The organism is Cedecea sp. B1(4), from assembly GCF_059414925.1.
This window is the reverse complement of the sequence record NZ_JCAHMZ010000002.1, coordinates 663323-680025: the sequence shown is the minus strand read 5'-3', so window position 1 is coordinate 680025 and position 16703 is coordinate 663323. Positions and strand designations below refer to the sequence as shown.

Below are 16703 nucleotides of genomic sequence, written 5' to 3'. Positions count from 1 at the left end.
GTTTCTTTACATGAGGTGTCAATGCCAAACTCGTCCCCCGCTCAGCCCACGCTTCATCTTCTCTGCGGCAAAATTGCCGCCGGTAAATCCACCCTAAGCGCAAAACTGATGGAAACGCCCGATACTATTCTGGTCAGCGAAGACAGCTGGCTCGCGGCGCTTTACGGCGAGCAAATGCAAAGCGTGGCGGATTATGTCGCCTGCTCAGGCAAACTGAAAAAAGCGCTAACGCCGCATCTTGTTTCCCTGCTGAGGAACGGGCTTTCGGTGGTGCTCGATTTCCCGGCGAATACGCTGGCGAACCGCCAGTGGATGAAGTCGATTGTGGATGAAGCCGGGGCAGATAATCGGCTGCACTATCTGGACGTGCCTGATGACGTTTGCCGGGAGAGATTACGCGCCCGCAACAGCAGCGGAACTCATGATTTTGCCGCTACGGACGCGCAGTTTGATTTGATTACCCGCTACTTCGTTGCGCCCGATGAGCGCGAAGGGTTGACGATAATCCGCTACTCATAAGGTGACATTGTCACCTTTTAAAATTGACTAAAGGCTGTAACCCGGTTTTTTCAGCAGCGAATCCATCTCTGGCGCAATCTGCGTATCCCACACTTCGGCTTTCCAGTTCGCCTGATCGATCATTTTCAGCGCCACGGACAGCGACTCGTCCTTCGAGCCGAAGTGCTTTTTCAGCACGTCACACATTTCGCTGGCCACGGCCTGCTTTTGCTCTTCGGTCAGCTCACGAGGGAAGCATTTGATTTCGATATGCGGCACGGTGATTCTCCTTTTTGTTGTTGAACAGTAGTTTTACTGCGTCACGAGGGGATCGGGCAAGAGGTGGGTAAAAGAAAGGCCAGTTTCACTGGCCTTGAAGGGTTACTGGATTTTTCTTGCCGGCGATTTTCTGACCGGCGACTGTTCCGCTGTGTAATAGCTGGCGGTACTGCGCGGCATCGGCGCTTTGCCGCGAATCGCATCGGCAATCTTTTCGCCGATCATAATGGTGGTGGCGTTCAGATTGCCAGTAATGATCTGCGGCATAATGGAAGCATCCACCACACGCAGCCCCTGCAGGCCGTGAACCCGGCCCTGCTCATCCACCACGGCCATGTCGTCGTGCCCCATTTTACAGCTGCCGCACGGGTGAAAAGCGGTTTCCGCATGGTTACGCACAAACTCATCCAGCTGTTCGTCCGTCTGGCAGTCAACGCCGGGGCTGATTTCGCGGCCACGGTATTTATCCAGGGCGGGCTGCTGCATGATCTCGCGAGTAATACGAATCGCATCACGGAACTCCTGCCAGTCCTGTTCATGAGACATATAGTTGAACAGTATGCTTGGGTGCTCGTGCGGGTCGCGCGATTTCAGCTTCACACGGCCCCGGCTTGGAGAACGCATAGAGCCGACGTGGCACTGGAAACCGTGCTCTTTCACCGCGTTTGAGCCGTTGTAGTTAATCGCCACCGGCAGGAAGTGATACTGAATATTCGGCCAGCTAAATTCTTCGCGGCTGCGGATAAAGCCCCCCGCTTCAAACTGGTTGCTCGCGCCTACGCCGGTGCCGTTGAACAGCCACTCTGCACCGATTTTTGGCTGGTTGTACCATTGCAGCGCCGGGTAAAGCGACACCGGTTCTTTGCATTCGTATTGCAGGTACATTTCTAGGTGATCCTGCAGATTTTCGCCCACGCCCGGCAGGTCATGAACAACAGGGATCTCAAGGCTTGCCAGGAATTCTGCATCGCCCACCCCAGAGCGCTGCAGAATTTGTGGCGAAGCAATCGCGCCAGCGCTCAACAAAACTTCTTTGCGCGCTTTGGCCACGGAATGCACCGGGCTATCGTTCACCAGGTATTCCACCCCAACCGCCCGCAAATTATCAAAGATAATGCGGTCAGTGGTTGCATGGGTCACGATGGTCAGGTTTTCCCGGCGCTTTGCCTCGTCGAGATAGCCACGAGCTGTGCTGGCGCGACGGCCTTTTGGCGTCACGGTGCGGTCCATCGGGCCAAAGCCTTCCTGCTGATAGCCGTTCAGATCGTCGGTACGCGGATAGCCCGCCTCAACGCCCGCTTCGATCATCGCGTGAAACAGCGAGTTGTTGCCCTGCTTAGGCGTCGTAACGGACACAGGGCCTTCGCCGCCGTGATAATCGTTGGGGCCGATATCGCGGGTTTCCGCTTTGCGGTAGTACGGCAGGCAGTCCAGATAGCTCCAGTTCTCCAGACCCGGCATCGATGCCCAGTTGTCGAGATCCATCGCGTTTCCACGGATGTAGCACATGCCGTTAATCAGGGATGATCCGCCCAGCCCTTTGCCTCGCCCGCACTCCATACGGCGGTTGTTCATATACGGCTCGGGCTCGGTCTCATAGGCCCAGTTGTAGCGCTTGCCCTGCAGCGGGAACGCCAGCGCCGCGGGCATTTGGGTGCGAAAATCAAAGCGGTAGTCCGGGCCGCCTGCCTCAAGCAACAGGACGGTGGTATCGGGATCTTCTGTTAAACGTGCAGCTAAAACATTACCTGCGGAACCAGCTCCAATAATGATGTAATCAAATTCCATTCATCCTCCTCAGGTGGGGTTAAAAGATTGAGTGATAGGTGCCCATCTCCAGTTGGATTGACTTAACTTGCGTATAGCTTTGCAGCGTCATCAGGCCATTTTCGCGACCAATGCCGGAATGCTTGTAGCCGCCCACCGGCATTTCTGCCGCAGACTCGCCCCAGGTATTAATCCAGCAAATCCCAGCCTCAAGCTGGTGAATTACGCGGTGCGCACGAGTGAGGTCGTTAGTGACTACGCCCGCCGCCAGGCCATAATCCGTGTCGTTAGCGCGGCGAATCACTTCCTCTTCTGATTCGTAGCTAAGGATCGACATTACCGGCCCGAAGATTTCTTCGCGGACGATAGTCATCTCATCCCGGCAGTCGGTGAACACCGTGGGCGCAACCCAGGCACCGTTATCAAACCCTTCTCCGCGCAGCTTGTCGCCGCCGCACAATAGCGTCGCGCCTTCTTCACGGCCGGATTCGATGTAGCGCAGGACGTTTTCGCGGTGCGGGAAGCTGACCAGCGGCCCAAAGTTGGTGTGCGGATCCATTACGTCACCGGCGCGAATGCGGCCCACGCGCGCCACAATTTTCTGCTCAAACTCGGCTTTCAGCGCCGCAGGGATGAAAACACGAGTACCGTTGGTGCAGACCTGGCCGGAGCTGTAGAAGTTGGCCATCATCGCGATGTCCGCCGCCAGGTTGAGATCGGCGTCATCAAAGATAACCAGCGGAGATTTACCGCCCAGCTCCATCGTGACCTGTTTCAGCGTCGTACCGGCGGCATTCGCCATTACCTTTTTGCCGCTGGCGACACCGCCGGTGAAGGAAACTTTGGCAATGCCCGGGTGTTCCGTCAGCAGTTGGCCCGTTTCTGCGCCAACGCCCGGTAGCACGCTAAAGACGCCGTCCGGCAGTCCGGCTTCGGTGTAGATTTCGGCAAGCTTAAGCGCGGTAAGCGGCGTCACTTCGCTTGGTTTGAAGATCATCGCGTTGCCAGCCGCCAGCGCAGGGGCAGACTTCCAAAGCGCAATCTGAATCGGGTAATTCCATGCGCCGATGCCGGCCACAACGCCCAACGGCTCCCGACGGGTGTATACGAATGAGGTATCCCGCAGCGGGATCTGTTGACCTTCGAGGGTGGTTGTCAGCCCGGCATAATATTCCAGCACGTCTGCGCCGGTGGCGATGTCCACGCTGGCGGTTTCGCTGAAGGCTTTGCCGGTGTCGAGCGTTTCCAGCTCGGCCAGCTCATCGTTACGCTCGCGCAGAATGTCGACCGCGCGGCGCAAAATGCGTGCACGCTCAACGGGCGTTTTTGCTGCCCATATTTTCTGCCCTTTCTTCGCCGCAGCCACGGCTCGGTCAACGTCTTCCCGGCCAGCGGCCTGAACGACCGCCAGCACTTCGCCGTTAGCCGGGTTGATGGTTTCGAACGTTTTACCGCTGAGCGCATTCACGTAAGCGCCGTCGATATAGAGCTTTTGTTCACCCAATCGGGACATGATTTCTCCTCGCTAAATTAGCTTTTCACCGCAGCAAGATGCTGGTTGATAAATTGCGTAGTCAGTACGCTCGCCGCTTTGCGGTCAAACGGTTTGCCGCTTAGGGCCGCCCGCAGCCAAAGGCCGTCTATCAGCGCCGCGAGGCCATAGCCCGCCAGCCGGGCTTCCTCCTGCGGCAGCTCGCGCCTGAACTCGGCGGTGAGCGTGGATAACAGGCGGCGGCTGCTCACCTGCTGTAGCCGGTAGAGCATCGGCTGGTGCATGCTGCTGGCCCAAAATGCCAGCCAGGCTTTCATCGCCGCGCTGTGCGTTTGTGTCTCGTCAAAATTTCCGTCCACGATGGCGCACAGCCGCCGTTCGGCAGAAGCGCCAGGTAAAGCTTTCAGTCGCCCCACCACCGCATCGCGGAGCTGGGCGGTGACGTCCCGCATGGTGGCCTCCAGCAGGCCGTTTTTATCCTCGAAGTAGTGGCTGATGATGCCGGTCGAGACCCCGGCCCGGCGGGCAATTTGCGCCACCGTGGCATCATGCATGCCGACCTCATTTATGGCGTTTAATGTGGCGTCGATCAGCTGTCTTCGCCTTATCGGCTGCATACCTTTTTTTGGCATCGCCCTGCTCCATTCATCAGTAATTGTTATCTATTTAAGCGTTTATTGATTGAACGTTCAATATAAAATGTGTATTAATTGTTACTCAATGGTGTGAAAACAGAGAAGCATTCGCGTCCCAAACAATAAAAAAGAGGATTTTATTTGAATAAATTCAATGAATTAATTTTAATCATCAATTTAAGACCATAAATTGATTATGGAATTGTTAAAAAGCAATCTCATCTGCATTCACAAGAAAAACTTAACTGCTCATCTGAGTAGTCACCGTTACTTAACCTGAGGTAATCGATGACGAATCCCGTTACTGCTCCTGCTACCAGTGAAAAAGACAAAATCAACCCGGTGGTGTTCTACACGTCCGCCGGGCTGATTTTGTGCTTTTCCCTGATGACCATTTTTTATAGCGATTTCTCCGCGAATCTGATTAGCCACACGCTAAGCTGGGTCTCCTCCCGCTTCGGCTGGTACTACCTGCTTGCCGCCACGCTCTACATCGTGTTTGTGGTGTTTATCGCCTGCTCGCGCTTCGGTTCTATAAAGCTCGGGCCGGAACAGTCCAAGCCCGAATTTAGCGTGCTGAGTTGGGCGGCGATGCTGTTTGCCGCCGGGATAGGCATTGACCTGATGTTCTTCTCCGTTGCCGAACCGGTGACGCAATATATGCAGCCGCCGGAAGGTGCCGGCCAAACCATTGAGGCGGCGCGCCAGGCGATGGTCTGGACGTTGTTCCACTACGGCCTGACCGGCTGGTCGATGTATGCGCTAATGGGCATTGCGCTGGGCTATTTCAGCTACCGCTATAATCTGCCGCTGACGATTCGCTCGGCGCTGTACCCGATCTTCGGCAAGAAAATTAATGGCCCGATTGGGCACACGGTGGATATCGCGGCGGTGATCGGCACGATTTTCGGCATTGCCACCACGCTGGGGATCGGCGTTGTGCAGCTGAACTACGGGCTGAGCGTGCTGTTTGACATCCCGGACAGCCTGGGGGCTAAAGCGGCATTGATCGTTCTGTCGGTGATTATCGCCACGATTTCGGTCACCTCCGGCGTGGATAAAGGTATTCGCGTGCTTTCCGAACTGAACGTGGCGCTGGCGCTGGGCCTGATCCTGTTCGTGCTGTTTATGGGCAATACCGAATTCCTGCTCAACGCGCTGGTGCTGAACGTCGGTGATTACATCAATCGCTTTATGGGCATGACGCTAAACAGTTTCGCGTTCGACCGCCCTGTGGAATGGATGAACAACTGGACCCTGTTCTTCTGGGCCTGGTGGGTGGCGTGGTCGCCGTTTGTCGGCCTGTTCCTGGCGCGTATTTCACGTGGCCGTACCATTCGTGAGTTCGTGTTAGGCACGCTGATTATTCCGTTTACCTTTACGCTGCTGTGGCTTTCGGTGTTCGGCAACAGCGCGCTGTACGAAATCATTCACGGCGACGGCACCTTTGCCCAGGAAGCGATGGCGCACCCGGAGCGCGGCTTCTACAGCCTGCTGGCGCAGTATCCCGGCTTCACCTTTAGCGCTTCGGTGGCGACGATCACCGGCCTGTTGTTCTACGTCACGTCGGCGGATTCCGGCGCGCTGGTGCTGGGGAACTTCACCTCTAAGCTGAAGGACATTAACAGCGATGCGCCCAACTGGCTGCGTATCTTCTGGTCCATTGCGATTGGCCTGCTGACAATGGGGATGCTGATGACCAACGGCATTTCCGCGCTGCAGAACATGACGGTGATTATGGGCCTGCCCTTCAGCTTCGTGATCTTCTTCGTGATGGCTGGGCTGTATAAATCGCTAAAAATTGAAGATTACCGCCGCGTTAGCGCCAGTCGAGACACCGCGCCGTATATGATGACCGCGCAGGATCGTCTTGGCTGGAAAAAACGCCTCTCCCGGCTGATGAACTACCCCGGCACGCGTTATACGCAGAAGATGATGGATACCGTTTGCTACCCGGCGATGGAAGAGGTTTCTCAGGAACTGGAACTGCGCGGCGCGAAGGTCGAACTTTCCGTTGAGCCACCTCTACCGGATGAGAAGCTGGGGCACCTTGAACTGCGGGTGCATATGGGCGACGAACAAAACTTTGTCTACCAGATTTGGCCGCAGAAGTATTCGGTGCCGGGCTTTACCTACCGCGCTCGCAGCGGGAAGTCGACCTATTACAGGCTGGAAACTTTCCTGCTGGAAGGCAGCCAGGGCAATGACCTGATGGACTACAGCAAAGAACAGGTGATCATCGACATTCTCGATCAGTACGAACGCCACCTGAACTTTATCCACCTGCACCGCGAGGCGCCGGGGAACAGCATTACGTTCCCGAATGTGTAGCGGTTAGCACATCTTCTTATACGCGGCGGGCGTAATGCCCATTCGACGCACGAAGGCCCGCCGCAGCGTATCCACTCCGGAAAACCCGCTGGCGGCGGGTATCGCTTTTACCGGCAGCTCGCCGGACTCCAGCAACTGCCTCGCCTTTGCCACTTTTTCGGCCTCCAGCCACTCGCCCGGCGTGATCTGTATTTCCTGATGAAACAGGCGCGTTAAATGCCGCACGCTGAGGTGAATATGTGCCGCCATCTGCTGGACCGTGGTCACCTCCGCTATGTTGGCGAGGGTCCAGCGCTGGAGATCCTGCAGCGCGCTGCGGCCGCTGAGCGAGGTCTTTTGCTCGCGGGTGAAGTGGTTCTGGTTTACTGGCCGCTTGAAGAACATCACCAGATTAGCCGCTACGTCCTGCGCGACTTCCCGGCCCAGATCCTCTTCCACCAGCCTTAACGCGAGATCCAGCCCGGATGTCACACCTGCCGCCGTGCGTAACGCCCCATCCATGATGTACAGCGCGTCGGCGCTGACTTCCGTTTCGGGGCAACGGGCGGCTAAAAGCGATGCAGCTGACCAGTGGGTAGTGACTTTCCTGCCTTTTAATAAGCCCGTTTGTGCCAATAAAAGTGCGCCGGTACAGACTGAGCCAAAGCGGCGGCTCTGGGTACAAAGCGCGATGATTTTTTTGCCCTGTTCGGCGCTAAGCGTTCTGTCTGCCGCATCCGGCGCACCGGCGACCAGAAATGTGGTTTCCCGCCCGCCCGCCGCGCTTTCCAGCACATCGTCAGCCAGCAGTTTAACCCCGGATGAAGCGACAATTGGCGGGGCTTCCAGCGCAACAATTCGTGAGTGATAAACCTCGCGGCACAGCACGCGGTTTGCTTCGGCAAACACGTCCAGCGGCCCGGAAACATCCAACAGTTGAACGCCCGGCACCGCCAGGATCAGGATTTGATGCGCCATTCTCTTCTCCACGTCGCGAACTGCGGTATAAGTCTTAAATCGTCGTTATGCGACTATTCAAGACATTTCAACGGAGGCCTATGCTACTCCAACACCAACATGAGGAGAAAGAGATGAGCTTAAAAATTAACGGCATCGCCATGCCTGACACCAAAATGGCGCGTGAAGCTACCCAACTGGTCCGCGACACCGAATCAGATTTACTGTTCCACCACTCCAGCCGGGTTTACTACTGGGCGGCGCTGGCCGGGCAGCGACGTGAACTTAAGGTTGATCATGAGCTGCTGTACATCGGCTGTATGTTCCACGATATGGGGCTGACCCACGAACACTGCAGCTGCGACAGGCGCTTTGAAGTGGACGGCGCGTTTGCCGCACAGGATTTTATGCGTCAGTACGGCGTTAGCCAGGCCGATATCGACAAAGTGTGGACGGCGATTGCCCTGCATACTACACCGGGTATTCCTGAGTTTATGGCGCCGGAAATTGCGCTGGTCACGGCTGGCGTGGAAATGGATGTGCTTGGGATTGATTACGACAAATTCAGCGCGGAACATCGCGAGCAGGTGGTGAAGCTACATCCTCGCCCTGCGGCATTCAAGGAAGAAATTATTCAGGCATTTTACGACGGGATTAAAAACAAACCAGCCACCACGTTTGGCAACGTGAAGGCCGATGTCATTCGGGATAAAGAGCCTGCGTTCGAGCCGCTGAACTTCTGCAGCATTATTCGCGCTTCCCGCTGGGCGGGTTAAGCAACGTCAGGCGGGTGGCTTAGGGGTCACCTGCCCTGCACGGCGGCAAGCGAATCAAGCCCGGTGCCAGGCTGCGGATCGTGAGCAAAAGCGCCAATAACCATAAGAGAAAGGATAATTGCCAGAAAGATGTTTTTCATAACCTGTATTAACCGCTGAGCCGCCTGATGAGAACCGCCGATATGCTAAAAGAAAAAGGCTCAAATTGATAAAGGAAATTTTCAAAGTAACGTCAATTTTTGAATATTCCTCATATTATTCGGCCTTTTACCCTTGCATTGGTTTTGAAACAAGATATATCCACTATCTACGCGCGTACCGTTGCTATTTTATATTGAGTTTTAGGATGTGATTTTACGATCCAGACGGATCGCCGCAGCGCGCTGGCACGAACTGCGGCGTTAAAGTGGAAAGGTCAGGCTGGTTTTATCACGCCAATCCGTACCAACATCTCTGAAAACTCTTCGAGGCTGATGCCATGGCGCGGATGGTCGAAGCGCAAATTGAAGTTTTTCTGCAGCAGGTCATAAACTTCTTGTGCACAGGTAAAGACCGGTGCGTTTTCCCCGGCGCTGTAGAGCGTATTTTTTTCGCCATTGGCCTTGTACAAACTCAACGTCATGCAGTGGCGGAAGTGCGAGTGCGGCCACGTTGCCACGTAGTGGTTCCCGGCTTCGTAATCAGAGTCGTACTGCGGTTCGAGGCTAAAGCGATACAGGTTAATCACCTTGTCGGCGTCATGGAATTTCAGCAGCCAGTCGTGGTCAACGCGTTCGAAACTGTACACGCCATGCGTCGTCTGCTGCATTTCACCGGCCACCAGACGAACCGGTTCAGGCAGCGTTTTACCGCCGAAGCCGACGTCAGCGATCCAGTCCTGACCCTCGACGGTCACCTTCGTGAGGCGATGCGTCCTCGCGGGCATTTGCGGCGGGTTGGCCAGCAGTACGCGGGCCGCTAAGTTTTCCACCTCAAAGCCAAGCTCGGCGAGAACATTGCGGAACAGGCCATTTTGCTCAAAACACCAGCCGCCGCGCCCGGCCACGACCAGCTTTTCAAAGACGCTTTCGTCGTCGATATGGAGCGTTCTGCCGAGCAAAACGTCCAGATTCTCAAACGGAATAGCGCAGGCGTGCGCCAGATGCAGCGCACGTAACGTTTCTACGGTGGCGCTGCGCGGCCCGTGATAGTTAATGCGGTCGAAATAAAGCCCCAGATCTAATGCCATTTTGCTGATTCCCTGCTGCGAATGAATGGCCTCACTATAAATGCGGTGGCCGGCAGGCAGATGATCGTTCGTGCTCTAAAGCATGCCGTTTCTGCCCAACACTTTATTGAGCTGCGGCAGCGCACGAACCTGATTCGCCACGGCGGCAAGCTTAGGCGTTTGTTGGTCAAACCAGGCCTGCCGGGGCCGCCAGCGGGTCATCGCCGGCAGATACAAATCCAGCAGCGTCAGCCGTTCGCCAAAAATATAGGGGCCAGCACCGAGCTGCGTTTCAAACCACAGCCACAGCGACTCGCGGTAGCGATAAAGGTTTTCGGTGAGAACCGTGGCCTCTTCTTCTACCCAGCGTTCGCCGTAATCGCCGTAGGTGAAGGTGGGATAAACGTTGGCGACAATCCAGATAAGCAGGCGGTAAAACTGCTGCCGCTCAGGCGTGCCAATGGACGGGGCATACTGTGGGTGGCGATCGAGGATCCAGAGCGCGATGGCCGCGCTTTCGGTCAGCACCTCTCCGTTTTCCAGCACAAGCGTTGGCACCTGCGCCAGCGGGTTAATCACCAGCAGCCGATCCCGCATTGGCCCCGCTGTATCAAACCCATCAACGTCGATGAATTTGTAAGGTTCCTCAACCAGCGTTAGCATCAATTCAGTAATGGCCGACCCAAAACTAGACACGCCATACAGTTTGTACATAAGTTTCTCCCGGCTTTCGCGTTATGTGTAGAATAGCCGCCCTACCAGCGTCTGCGAGAAGGAAGCCTGCAATGAAAGCGAAATCTGTGACACTGTACGATGTTGCCGAGCTGGCAGGCGTGTCGTATCAAACCGTTTCACGAGTGATCAACCAGGCTTCGCACGTTTCGGCGAAAACGCGGCAAAAAGTTGAAGCCGCGATGAAAGCGCTGAACTATGTGCCGAATCGCGTGGCGCAGCAGCTGGCGGGGAAACTCAGCCAGACGCTTGGCCTGGCGACCACCACCCTTTCCCTGCATGCCCCTTCGCAGATTGCCGCGGCGATAAAATCCAAAGCCGGTGAGCTGCAGTTCAACGTAATGATTTCGATGGTTGAACAGCCCGGTGTGGATGCGGCCTGCGCTTCCGTGAATAGCCTGCTTGCCCAGCGCGTTGACGGGCTGATTGTAAACATTCCGCTGGAAGCGGCGGAGGTGGCAGCCGTGCAGGCGGCCTGCGGCGATGTTCCCGTGTTGTTCCTTGATGTTTCGCCGGAGGTTCCGGCTAATCATATTGTTACCGACGCCGCTTCAGGAGCCGATCTTGCTGTGGAACATCTGGTCACACTGGGGCATCGCCATATTGCCTTGCTTGCTGGCCCTGAAAACTCGGTCTCAGCCCGGTTGCGGTTTGAAGGCTGGCAGCGAAAGCTAGCGGAGCATCAGCTTGCGCCTGCGGCCTTTCTGCGTGGGGACTGGAGTTCTCTGTCAGGCTACCAGCAGGTTAGCCAGCTTTTACGCGACGGGCAGAAGCCGACGGCAATTCTTGTGGCTAACGATCAAATGGCGCTGGGCACCCTGCGTGCCATTCACGAAGCCGGGTTCGTGGTGCCACAGGACATTTCCGTTATTGGTTTTGATGACACCGAAGATAGCGCCTGTTTTCTTCCCCCGCTGACGACCATCCGGCAGGACTTCCGGCTGCTAGGCGAAGCCAGCGTGAACGGCATGGTGGCGCTTATTCATCGGGGCGGCGAATTAACGGCGCTGCAGCCTGTCAGCCTCGTAGAACGCAAAACGACAGCCGCACCGGGTAGCCTGATGCAGCCCACGGCAATGCAGCTGGCCGACGAGCTTTCCCGCCTCGCGCAGCAGATTTCGCGCCTGAAATAAAACCGGGGTTCTTTGTGAGGCCCATCACCGAATACGGCGTGATGGCTTTACTCCTGAACAACTCACGCTAAATTGTGAGCGAATAACAATTCTATCGCAGGTGCATCACTATGACCAATATTTCACCTTCGCTCCACGCTACGCTGGCCCGCCGCGACTGGGAATCCCCCGGCGTGACCCAGCTTAACTCGCTGGCGGCTCATCCCCCGTTTTCCAGTTGGCGTTCGCTGGAAGATGCCAGGGATGATAAGTGCTCACCGTCGCGGCAATCTCTTAACGGTGAATGGGCGTTTAGCTATTTTCCTCGCCCCGAAGCGGTGCCGGAGAGCTGGCTCAGGGAGGATCTTCCGGAAGCCGACGCTATTCTCGTCCCGTCGAACTGGCAAATGCTGGGCTACGATGCGCCTATCTATACCAACATCACCTACCCGATTCCGGTCAACCCGCCTTTTGTACCGCAGGACAATCCCACCGGTTGTTACTCGCTCACATTTGAAGTCGATAAAACCTGGCTGACGAGCGGGCAAACGAGGATTATTTTTGATGGCGTAAACTCCGCCTTTCATCTGTGGTGCAACGGCATCTGGATCGGCTACGCCCAGGACAGCCGTCTGCCCTCCGAATTTGATCTCAGCGCCGGGCTAAAACCCGGCTGCAACCGTATTGCGGTGATGGTGCTTCGCTGGAGCGACGGCACTTATCTGGAAGATCAGGATATGTGGCGCATGAGCGGTATTTTCCGCGATGTTTCGCTGCTGCATAAGCCGGAAACTCGCCTTGCCGACGTGCAGTTACAGACCGATATTAACGAAGATTTTTCACGCGGCGAGCTGCGCGCTTTAGTGAAGATCGAGGGTCAGAACATCAGCGCCTGCGAAGTGCTGGTACAGCTCTGGCGCGGAGAAACATTGCTGGCGGAGAAACAGCAGGCCATCGGCAGTGAGATTATTGACGAACGCGGGGCTTATCACGACCGCACTAGCCTACATCTGCCGGTTGAACAGCCGCTGTTGTGGAGCGCGGAAGTGCCGAATCTCTATCGCGCCGTGGTTGTCCTGCAGCAAGGCAATGCGCTTATCGAAGCTGAAAGCTATGATGTTGGCTTCCGTAAAGTGGAGATTACCGGCGGGCTGCTGAAGCTCAACGGCAAACCGCTGCTTTTGCGCGGCACCAACCGGCACGAGCATCACCCGGTCAACGGCCAGGTGATGGAGGAAGAAACAATGCGGCGCGATATCCTGCTGATGAAGCAGAATAACTTCAACGCCGTGCGCTGCTCTCATTATCCCAATCATCCGCTGTGGTACAGGCTGTGCGACTTTTACGGCCTTTATGTCGTGGATGAAGCCAATATTGAAACCCACGGCATGGTGCCGATGAACCGCCTGAGCGACGATCCGACGTGGCTGCCAGCAATGGTCGAGCGCGTGACGCGCATGGTGCAGCGCGATCGCAATCATCCGTCCATTATCATTTGGTCGCTCGGCAACGAGTCCGGGCACGGCAGCAATCACGATGCCCTCTACCGCTGGATAAAATCCAACGATCCCACCCGACCAGTGCAGTATGAAGGCGGCGGCGCGGACACGGCGGCCACCGACATTATCTGCCCGATGTATGCCCGGGTGGATCAGGATCAGCCCTTCCCGCAGGTGCCAAAGTGGTCGATAAAGAAATGGCTGGGGCTGCCTGAAGAAAGTCGCCCGCTGATTCTGTGCGAATACGCCCACGCGATGGGCAACAGCCTGGGCGGGTTCACTAAATACTGGGAGGCATTTCGCCATCACTCCCGGCTGCAGGGCGGTTTTGTCTGGGACTGGGTCGATCAGTCGCTGGTGAAACATGATGAAAACGGGCAGTCCTGGGCTGCCTACGGCGGCGATTTTGGCGACACGCCAAACGATCGGCAGTTCTGCATGAACGGCCTGGTCTTCGCCGACCGCACGCCGCATCCAGCGTTACATGAAGCGAAATATGCGCAGCAGTTCTTCCAGTTCCGCCTGTTGCCGGACAACACGCTGGAAGTCACCAGCGAGTACCTGTTCCGCCCCAGCGATAACGAACGGCTGGTCTGGACGCTGAAACTCGAGGGTGAAGTGCTCGCCAGCGGTGAACTGGCGCTGGACCTGGCCCCAGAACAAACCCGCGTGCTTCATCTGCCGCTGCCGGAGATTACGCGCCCCGGGGCTGTCTGGCTCAGTGTCGACGTCCGGCAGGTACAAGCCACCTCATGGAGTGAGGCCGGGCATTGTTGCGCTAGGGCGCAGTGGCAGTTGCCGTCCACGTTAGTCCGGCCCACAACCCTCCCCGGCGGTTCAGCGCCACTGCTGCAAATGGACGACAGACACGCCGATGTGTTCCACGGCGATCAGCACTGGCGCTTTGAGCGTAGAAGCGGCCTGCTTTGCCAGTGGTTTAGCCATCAGCAGCCTACGCTCCTCCAGCCGCTACAGGATAATTTCACACGGGCACCGCTGGATAATGACATCGGCATCAGCGAGGCCGCGCATATCGACCCTAATGCCTGGGTAGAGCGCTGGAAGGCCGCAGGCATGTACGACCTGACGCCGGAACTGCTGAGTTTCGACGTTGACAGGCTGGGCAACGCGGTGCTGGTTCGCACCGTCCACAGCTGGCAGGGCAACGGTAAAACGCTGTTTATCAGCCACAAAAACTATCTCATCGACAGCGAGGGCGTGCTGCATATTACGGTGGATGTGGATATTGCCTTCGGCACGCCAGCCCCGGCGCGCATTGGCCTTTGCTGTCAGCTTGCGGATATTGAAGCTGAGGTGAACTGGTTTGGCCGCGGCCCGCATGAAAACTACCCCGACCGCAAAAGCTCAGCGCTGATGGATCGATGGACGCTGCCGCTGGCGGACATGTACACCCCCTACGTTTTCCCGAGTGAAAATGGCCTGCGCTGCGACACCTCGTCGCTTGAATACGGCAGCCACCGCTGGCGTGGGGCGTTTCACTTCAATCTCAGCCGCTACGGCCAGAAACAGTTGCGGGAAGCCACGCACCGGCATTTATTGAAAGAAGAAGAAGGCTGTTGGCTGAATATCGACGGCTATCATATGGGCGTGGGCGGGGACGATTCCTGGAGCCCGAGCGTCTCGCCGGAGTTTCTGCTCTCCGGCTCGCATTATCACTACGCGGTTAGCTGGCAGAAAAAGTAGTCGAAAAGGCCGCCTGTTGTTCAGGCGGCGTTCAGTGAGAGAGTTAACGTGCCATCGCCGCCGCCGAGAAATTTATCCTAAATAATCAGTAGGATCTCGGTGACAATAATAACCGCGAGACCCAGCAGGATCCCGGCAAGGCCGGTTTCGAAAATGACCTGCAGCTTAATAGCAATGCCGCTCCAGTCAAAAAAACGGTCATTAAAATAGCGAAAAATTATTTGTAATATGCCCCCGGGCATTCTGTTCCATACAATGTTCGGGGGTGAATCAAATTAACGCGTCAGGCCGAAACTTTCGTCGATCAGCCCCAGGATTAATTCATCCGGCACCTTGTCAATTAATACCGTGACCCAATGCTCTTTATTCATATGATAAGCAGGTAAAATACCCGGCTGCATTCTCAGCGAGCCAACGGCGCCAGGCATCACTTTGACGTTGAGAATATCGATGACTTCATCGCTTTCCAGCCCCAGTTTTGTGGCGGAAATACTCAGCACCACGCCAAACCATTTGCGCTTGTAGCGATGGCGCAGCACGGCGTAGTCCTTAAACTTGTCCCACGGATAGTCGGGCTCGACCTGATACCGGTCAAATACCGCAGTGAACAGCGCTTCTCGTTGCATCGTTTTTCCTTCACAGCGTAGCCCGGAAACCTTATCCGGGCTCGCGGCTAGTATAACCACAATTATTCGCAGCCGGTGCCCGGGTTAACTTTTTGCGGTGTGCGTTTTCTTGTCCGGGCTTATGACCAGCCAGACAGAGAAACAAACAATGGCTGCCCCGATGATAAACGCTTCGCTAATGGTTTCGTGCAAAATGAGGTAGCCCCACAACACACCGAACGGTGGAATGAGAAAAGTCACCGTGAGGCTGCGTAACGGCCCGATATCAGCAATTAAGCGGAAGTAAAAAATATAGGCCACGGCGGTACAGAGGATCCCCAGGCCCAGCACGCTGAGCCAGACATCACCCTGCAGCCAGTTTATTTCCGGGCCGGTCGCCACACTCCAGGCAAAAAATGGAAACAGGAAAAGCGTGGCCCCGACCTGGCTGCCGAAGGCGACGATTTTAGGGTCAAGCCCGCCTTTATTGGAGATCCAGCGGCGGGTTAAAAAGCCTGCCACACCGTAGCAACTCGTGGCCACCAGGCAGGCGATAATTCCGGCGATCTTCTCCTCGCTGGAGTGCGCGTCGCCGACCGAAGTAATCACCATTATCCCCGCCAGGCCCAGCACTACGCCCAGCCATTTTCGCGGCGTTAATTTCTCACTAAAGAAGGAGAAGCCAATAATGGCGCCCATTAGCGGCGTGGTGGCGTTTAAAATGGCGGAGTATCCGGCAGGTAACCATTTTGCGGCGAGACAATACATAAAAAAGGGCAGCCCGGAGTTAATTGCGCCCAGAATAAGCGCCGAACGGAATTTCCCTTCAAAGCGGAAGGATGATCTCAGAGTGAACAGAATCACCGCCAGCCCTGTAAAGCCAAAAAACACCCTTAAAAAGGCCGTATTTACCGCCCCGAACTCTGGCGCCGCTATTTTCATAAAAAGGAAGCTGGCTCCCCACACCGCGGCAAGAAATAACAGCCGGATATAATCTGACACACGCATGCCTTCACCCTTCCCTATAAAATATACGGTTGTTTATTATTTTCTGGCTGAACCCCGTTCAGCCAGCAAGAATTTAAACGAGCATCCGCGAAAGAAAAACCGTTTTCTATTTGGGGAGAATT

14 protein-coding genes are annotated in these 16703 nt (G+C 56.0%); 5 read left to right on the top strand and 9 right to left on the bottom strand.

The features are described 5' to 3' along the window. The first annotated feature begins 21 nt into the window (after nucleotides 1-21). Nucleotides 22-519, top strand: coding sequence for a P-loop nucleotide/nucleoside kinase family protein (locus ACR6JA_RS06540; RefSeq protein ID WP_213714297.1), 498 nt, complete (start codon nucleotides 22-24; stop codon nucleotides 517-519). Nucleotides 520-546: 27 nt separating this feature from the next. Here ACR6JA_RS06540 and pptA read toward each other — a convergent pair whose 3' ends face one another. From pptA to betI, 4 genes are all read right to left on the bottom strand, one after another. Then, nucleotides 547-777 (bottom strand): tautomerase PptA, encoded by a 231-nt coding sequence (gene pptA / locus ACR6JA_RS06535; protein WP_039293536.1) that lies wholly within the window; start codon nucleotides 775-777, stop codon nucleotides 547-549. A 102-nt stretch (nucleotides 778-879) separates the two neighbouring features. Further along, nucleotides 880-2565, bottom strand: coding sequence for a choline dehydrogenase (gene betA / locus ACR6JA_RS06530; RefSeq protein WP_494493132.1), 1686 nt, complete (start codon nucleotides 2563-2565; stop codon nucleotides 880-882). Nucleotides 2566-2584: 19 nt separating this feature from the next. Next, nucleotides 2585-4057: a betaine-aldehyde dehydrogenase gene (gene betB / locus ACR6JA_RS06525; protein ID WP_213714301.1), complete on the bottom strand. Its 1473-nt coding sequence runs from the start codon at nucleotides 4055-4057 to the stop codon at nucleotides 2585-2587. Between the two features lie 17 nt (nucleotides 4058-4074). Beyond that, entirely contained in the window at nucleotides 4075-4668 is a 594-nt protein-coding gene (gene betI / locus ACR6JA_RS06520; RefSeq protein ID WP_213714304.1) for a transcriptional regulator BetI, read from the bottom strand. Between the two features lie 291 nt (nucleotides 4669-4959). Between betI and ACR6JA_RS06515 the strand changes: the two genes are divergently transcribed. Beyond that, nucleotides 4960-7002 carry a choline transporter gene (locus tag ACR6JA_RS06515; protein WP_312740120.1) on the top strand — a complete coding sequence of 681 codons (2043 nt, stop codon included), beginning with the start codon at nucleotides 4960-4962 and terminating at the stop codon, nucleotides 7000-7002. Between the two features lie 3 nt (nucleotides 7003-7005). Here the strand turns inward: ACR6JA_RS06515 and ACR6JA_RS06510 are convergent, their stop codons facing one another. Then, nucleotides 7006-7959: a GlxA family transcriptional regulator gene (locus ACR6JA_RS06510; RefSeq protein ID WP_494493131.1), complete on the bottom strand. Its 954-nt coding sequence runs from the start codon at nucleotides 7957-7959 to the stop codon at nucleotides 7006-7008. Nucleotides 7960-8072: 113 nt separating this feature from the next. On the opposite strand from ACR6JA_RS06510, the gene ACR6JA_RS06505 reads away from it, so the two are divergent. Further along, nucleotides 8073-8714, top strand: a complete 642-nt coding sequence (locus ACR6JA_RS06505; RefSeq protein WP_166992397.1) for an HD domain-containing protein — start codon at nucleotides 8073-8075, stop codon at nucleotides 8712-8714. A gap of 415 nt (nucleotides 8715-9129) precedes the next feature. Here ACR6JA_RS06505 and ACR6JA_RS06500 read toward each other — a convergent pair whose 3' ends face one another. Together ACR6JA_RS06500 and ACR6JA_RS06495 are read right to left on the bottom strand one after the other, a co-directional pair. After that, entirely contained in the window at nucleotides 9130-9942 is an 813-nt protein-coding gene (locus ACR6JA_RS06500; RefSeq protein ID WP_494493130.1) for an arylamine N-acetyltransferase family protein, read from the bottom strand. Between the two features lie 75 nt (nucleotides 9943-10017). Next, nucleotides 10018-10635: a glutathione S-transferase family protein gene (locus ACR6JA_RS06495; RefSeq protein ID WP_494493129.1), complete on the bottom strand. Its 618-nt coding sequence runs from the start codon at nucleotides 10633-10635 to the stop codon at nucleotides 10018-10020. Nucleotides 10636-10706: 71 nt separating this feature from the next. Between ACR6JA_RS06495 and ACR6JA_RS06490 the strand changes: the two genes are divergently transcribed. Together ACR6JA_RS06490 and ACR6JA_RS06485 are read left to right on the top strand one after the other, a co-directional pair. Further along, nucleotides 10707-11786 (top strand): LacI family DNA-binding transcriptional regulator, encoded by a 1080-nt coding sequence (locus tag ACR6JA_RS06490; protein WP_213714317.1) that lies wholly within the window; start codon nucleotides 10707-10709, stop codon nucleotides 11784-11786. A 110-nt stretch (nucleotides 11787-11896) separates the two neighbouring features. Continuing rightward, nucleotides 11897-14968: a beta-galactosidase gene (locus ACR6JA_RS06485; protein WP_494493128.1), complete on the top strand. Its 3072-nt coding sequence runs from the start codon at nucleotides 11897-11899 to the stop codon at nucleotides 14966-14968. A gap of 275 nt (nucleotides 14969-15243) precedes the next feature. Here ACR6JA_RS06485 and ACR6JA_RS06480 read toward each other — a convergent pair whose 3' ends face one another. Together ACR6JA_RS06480 and ACR6JA_RS06475 are read right to left on the bottom strand one after the other, a co-directional pair. Beyond that, on the bottom strand, nucleotides 15244-15594 hold the full coding sequence (locus tag ACR6JA_RS06480) for an MmcQ/YjbR family DNA-binding protein (protein WP_494493127.1): 351 nt from the start codon (nucleotides 15592-15594) through the stop codon (nucleotides 15244-15246). An 84-nt stretch (nucleotides 15595-15678) separates the two neighbouring features. Next, nucleotides 15679-16581, bottom strand: coding sequence for a DMT family transporter (locus tag ACR6JA_RS06475; protein ID WP_494493126.1), 903 nt, complete (start codon nucleotides 16579-16581; stop codon nucleotides 15679-15681). Nucleotides 16582-16703 lie beyond the last annotated feature (122 nt).

Bases quoted from the DNA above. Each gene is read 5' to 3' on its own strand.
- ACR6JA_RS06490 (WP_213714317.1), top strand. From the start codon at position 10,707: ATGAAAGCGAAATCTGTGACACTGTACGATGTTGCCGAGCTGGCAGGC.
- ACR6JA_RS06500 (WP_494493130.1), bottom strand. From the start codon at position 9,942: ATGGCATTAGATCTGGGGCTTTATTTCGACCGCATTAACTATCACGGG.
- betB (WP_213714301.1), bottom strand. From the start codon at position 4,057: ATGTCCCGATTGGGTGAACAAAAGCTCTATATCGACGGCGCTTACGTG.
- betA (WP_494493132.1), bottom strand. From the start codon at position 2,565: ATGGAATTTGATTACATCATTATTGGAGCTGGTTCCGCAGGTAATGTT.
- ACR6JA_RS06475 (WP_494493126.1), bottom strand. From the start codon at position 16,581: ATGCGTGTGTCAGATTATATCCGGCTGTTATTTCTTGCCGCGGTGTGG.
- ACR6JA_RS06510 (WP_494493131.1), bottom strand. From the start codon at position 7,959: ATGGCGCATCAAATCCTGATCCTGGCGGTGCCGGGCGTTCAACTGTTG.
- betI (WP_213714304.1), bottom strand. From the start codon at position 4,668: ATGCCAAAAAAAGGTATGCAGCCGATAAGGCGAAGACAGCTGATCGAC.
- ACR6JA_RS06495 (WP_494493129.1), bottom strand. From the start codon at position 10,635: ATGTACAAACTGTATGGCGTGTCTAGTTTTGGGTCGGCCATTACTGAA.
- ACR6JA_RS06505 (WP_166992397.1), top strand. From the start codon at position 8,073: ATGAGCTTAAAAATTAACGGCATCGCCATGCCTGACACCAAAATGGCG.
- ACR6JA_RS06480 (WP_494493127.1), bottom strand. From the start codon at position 15,594: ATGCAACGAGAAGCGCTGTTCACTGCGGTATTTGACCGGTATCAGGTC.
- ACR6JA_RS06540 (WP_213714297.1), top strand. From the start codon at position 22: ATGCCAAACTCGTCCCCCGCTCAGCCCACGCTTCATCTTCTCTGCGGC.
- ACR6JA_RS06485 (WP_494493128.1), top strand. From the start codon at position 11,897: ATGACCAATATTTCACCTTCGCTCCACGCTACGCTGGCCCGCCGCGAC.
- ACR6JA_RS06515 (WP_312740120.1), top strand. From the start codon at position 4,960: ATGACGAATCCCGTTACTGCTCCTGCTACCAGTGAAAAAGACAAAATC.